This window comes from Mycobacterium sp. (genome assembly GCF_035653355.1).
Lineage (GTDB): Bacteria > Actinomycetota > Actinomycetes > Mycobacteriales > Mycobacteriaceae > Mycobacterium.
The window spans coordinates 1-3,651 of the sequence record NZ_DASRBZ010000439.1 but is presented as its reverse complement, the minus strand read 5'-3'; the positions used below and the strand labels follow the sequence as shown (position 1 = coordinate 3,651).

Here is a 3,651-nt window from a genome sequence, read left to right as displayed (position 1 = left end):
CGGCGCTGCGCTTCGAACTGAACCTCGGTGTCAGCGGTGTGCACTACCCGCACGAAACGGGCCGCGAATTGCATGCGGTGTACCAGTTGCGGTCGATCACCCACAACCGCCGCGTGCGGCTGGAAGTCGCTGCGCCCGATGATGATCCGCATATTCCGTCGCTGTTCCCCATCTACCCGACCAACGACTGGCACGAGCGCGAGACCTACGACTTCTTCGGAATCATCTTCGACGGCCACCCCTCGCTGACCCGCATCGAGATGCCTGACGACTGGCACGGGCATCCGCAACGCAAGGACTACCCGCTCGGCGGCATCCCGGTGGAGTACAAGGGCGCGAAGATCCCCCCGCCCGACGAACGGAGAGCCTACAACTGATGAGCGAACCGACCGAGACGGTATTGATGGCCGGCGGCCAGGATTGGGAAGAGGTTGTCCAGGCGGCCCGCGACGGAGACCCCGGCGACCGCATCGTCGTCAACATGGGACCCCAGCACCCCTCCACACACGGCGTGCTGCGGCTGATCCTTGAAATCGAGGGCGAAACCGTCACCGAGGCCCGCTGCGGAATCGGTTACCTGCACACCGGGATCGAGAAGAACCTGGAATACCGTTACTGGACCCAGGGCGTCACCTTCGTGACCCGAATGGATTACCTGTCACCGTTTTTCAACGAAACCGCCTACTGCCTGGGTGTGGAGAAACTACTCGGCATCACCGACCAGATCCCGGAGCGCGTCAACGTCATCCGGGTGATGATGATGGAGCTCAACCGGATCTCGTCACACCTGGTTGCATTGGCGACCGGCGGCATGGAACTGGGCGCGATGACCGCAATGTTCCTCGGCTTCCGGGAACGTGAACTGGTGCTCAACCTGTTCGAGCTGATCACCGGATTGCGGATGAACCACGCCTACATCCGCCCCGGCGGGCTGGCCCAAGATCTGCCGGACAACGCGGTTGCCGAGATCCGCAAGTTCCTGGACCTGATGCCGCGTCGGCTGCGCGACCTGGAGGACCTGCTCAACGAGAACTACATCTGGAAGGCCCGCACTCAAGGCATCGGCTACCTGGACCTGGCCGGGTGCATGGCGCTGGGTATCACTGGGCCGATCCTCCGCTCCACCGGGTTGGCTTACGACCTGCGTCGCGCCGAACCGTATTGCGGATATGAGAACTACGAGTTTGACGTCATCACCGACGACGGTTGTGACGCCTACGGGCGCTACATCATTCGCGTCAAAGAGATGCACGAGTCGTTGAAGATCATCGAGCAGTGCCTCGATAAGTTGAAGCCCGGCCCGATCATGGTCGAGGACCGCAAGATCGCCTGGCCCGCGGATCTCAAAGTCGGCCCCGACGGGCTGGGCAATTCGCCGGAACACATCGCCAAGATCATGGGCAGCTCGATGGAAGCGCTGATCCACCACTTCAAGCTGGTGACCGAGGGCATCCGCGTGCCGCCGGGCCAGGTCTACGTCGCGGTGGAGTCGCCGCGTGGTGAGCTGGGCGTGCACATGGTCAGTGACGGCGGCACCCGCCCCTACCGGGTGCACTACCGCGATCCGTCGTTCACCAACCTGCAGGCGGTCGCCGCGATGTGCGAGGGCGGCATGGTCGCCGACGTGATCGCTGCGGTCGCCAGCATCGACCCGGTGATGGGTGGGGTCGACCGGTGACCGGCCCGCAAGGCGAGCCGGTGTTCCTCCACCTGGGCCCTCCACCCGAAGAGCCCGGGCAGTTCGTCGTCGAAGGCGCACCGGAGTCGTATCCGCCAGAAGTCAAGGCACGGCTGGAGGTCGACGCCAAGGAGATCATCGGCCGCTACCCGAATCCCCGTTCGGCAATTTTGCCGCTGCTGCACCTGGTGCAGTCAGAGGACTCCTACCTCACCCCGGCGGGTTTGGAATTCTGCGGCGAGCAGCTGGGGCTCACTGGCGCGGAAGTCGCCGCAGTGGCGAGCTTTTACTCGATGTATCGTCGCGGGCCCACCGGCGACTACCTGGTCGGGGTGTGTACCAACACCTTGTGCGCGATCATGGGCGGCGACGCCATCTTCGAGACTCTGGTGAACCATCTCGGCGTCCGCAACGACCAGACCACGCCGGACGGCAAGATCACCTTGCAGCATGTGGAATGCAACGCCGCATGCGATTACGCGCCGGTGGTCATGGTCAACTGGGAGTTTTTCGACAACCAGACACCGGAGTCGGCGCGCGAACTCGTCGACGCGCTGCGCTCCGGGAAACTGCCGAGGCCCACTCGCGGCGCTCCGCTCTGCCCCTTTCGGCAAACCGAACGCATCCTGGCCGGGTTTCCCGACCAACGTCCCGACGAGGGGCAGGGCGGTGCAGGCGACGCCACCTTGGCCGGTCTGCGAGTGGCGAAGGAAAACGACATGCAGGCCCCATTACCGCCTTCCAGGGACGGCCGCTGATGGCTATTTCAACGCCGTTGACCCCGGTCCTCACCCGCTATTGGGACGACCCGCAGTCGTGGACGCTGGAGACCTACCGCCGCCACAACGGCTACCGGGCCCTGCAGAAAGCGCTCGACATGGAACCCGACGCGGTGCTGCAAACCGTCAAGGACTCCGGTCTGCGGGGCCGAGGCGGCGCCGGTTTTTCGACCGGGACGAAGTGGTCGTTCATCCCGCAAGGCGACGAAGGTCCGGCGGCCAAGCCGCACTATCTGGTGGTAAACGCCGACGAATCCGAGCCCGGCACGTGCAAAGACATCCCGCTGATGTTCACCACCCCGCACGTGTTGATCGAAGGCAGCATCATTGCGGCGTATGCGATTCGGGCCAGCCACGCCTTCATCTACGTGCGCGGTGAAGTAGTTCCGGTGTTGCGCCGGCTACAGAATGCCGTGGCCGAGGCATACGCGGCCGGGTTCTTGGGCCGCGACATCGCCGGTTCCGGCTACAACCTGGAGATGGTGGTGCACGCCGGCGCGGGCGCCTACATCTGCGGCGAGGAGACCGCGCTTTTGGACTCGCTGGAGGGCCGGCGCGGCCAGCCTCGGCTGCGGCCACCGTTTCCGGCAGTGTCCGGGCTCTATGCGTGCCCGACGGTGATCAACAACGTCGAAACCATCGCCAGCGTGCCACCGATCGTCCTCCACGGTGTCGACTGGTTCCGGTCGATGGGCACCGAGAAATCGCCCGGCTTTACGCTGTATTCGCTGTCGGGTCATGTGACTCGCCCCGGTCAGTACGAGGCGCCTCTGGGCATCACGCTGCGTGAGCTGCTCGGCTACGCCGGCGGCGTGCGGTCCGGGCACCGCCTGAAGTTTTGGACACCCGGCGGATCGTCGACGCCGCTGCTCACCGACGATCATCTCGATGTGCCACTGGATTACGAGGGCATGGGGGAGGCCGGCTCCATGCTGGGCACCAAGGCGCTAGAGATTTTCGACGAGACCACCTGTGTGGTGCGTGCGGTGCGCCGCTGGACGGAGTTCTACCAACACGAATCCTGCGGCAAATGCACGCCATGCCGGGAAGGCACCTACTGGCTGGAGCAGATCTACGAGCGACTCGAAACCGGCAAGGGCACCCACGAAGACTTGGACAAATTGTCGGACATCTCCGACACGATTTTGGGAAAGTCGTTCTGCGCGTTGGGTGATGGCGCGGCTAGTCCGGTGA

At 64.3% G+C, this 3,651-nt stretch carries 4 protein-coding genes; all 4 read left to right on the top strand.

Going from position 1 to position 3,651, the window contains the following annotated elements; translation table 11 throughout:
* Positions 1-377: NADH-quinone oxidoreductase subunit C (locus VFA16_RS15100; protein ID WP_324968599.1), on the top strand; the 377-nt coding region annotated here is incomplete at its 5' end.
* Positions 377-1,678, top strand: coding sequence for an NADH dehydrogenase (quinone) subunit D (gene nuoD / locus VFA16_RS15095; protein ID WP_324968598.1), 1,302 nt, complete (start codon positions 377-379; stop codon positions 1,676-1,678). The genes VFA16_RS15100 and nuoD, both read left to right, overlap by 1 nt.
* On the top strand, positions 1,675-2,436 hold the full coding sequence (gene nuoE, locus VFA16_RS15090; RefSeq protein ID WP_324968597.1) for an NADH-quinone oxidoreductase subunit NuoE: 762 nt from the start codon (positions 1,675-1,677) through the stop codon (positions 2,434-2,436). Before nuoD ends, nuoE begins: the two co-directional genes overlap by 4 nt.
* On the top strand, positions 2,436-3,651 hold a 1,216-nt coding region (gene nuoF, locus VFA16_RS15085; protein ID WP_414687731.1), incomplete at its 3' end, for an NADH-quinone oxidoreductase subunit NuoF. The genes nuoE and nuoF, both read left to right, overlap by 1 nt.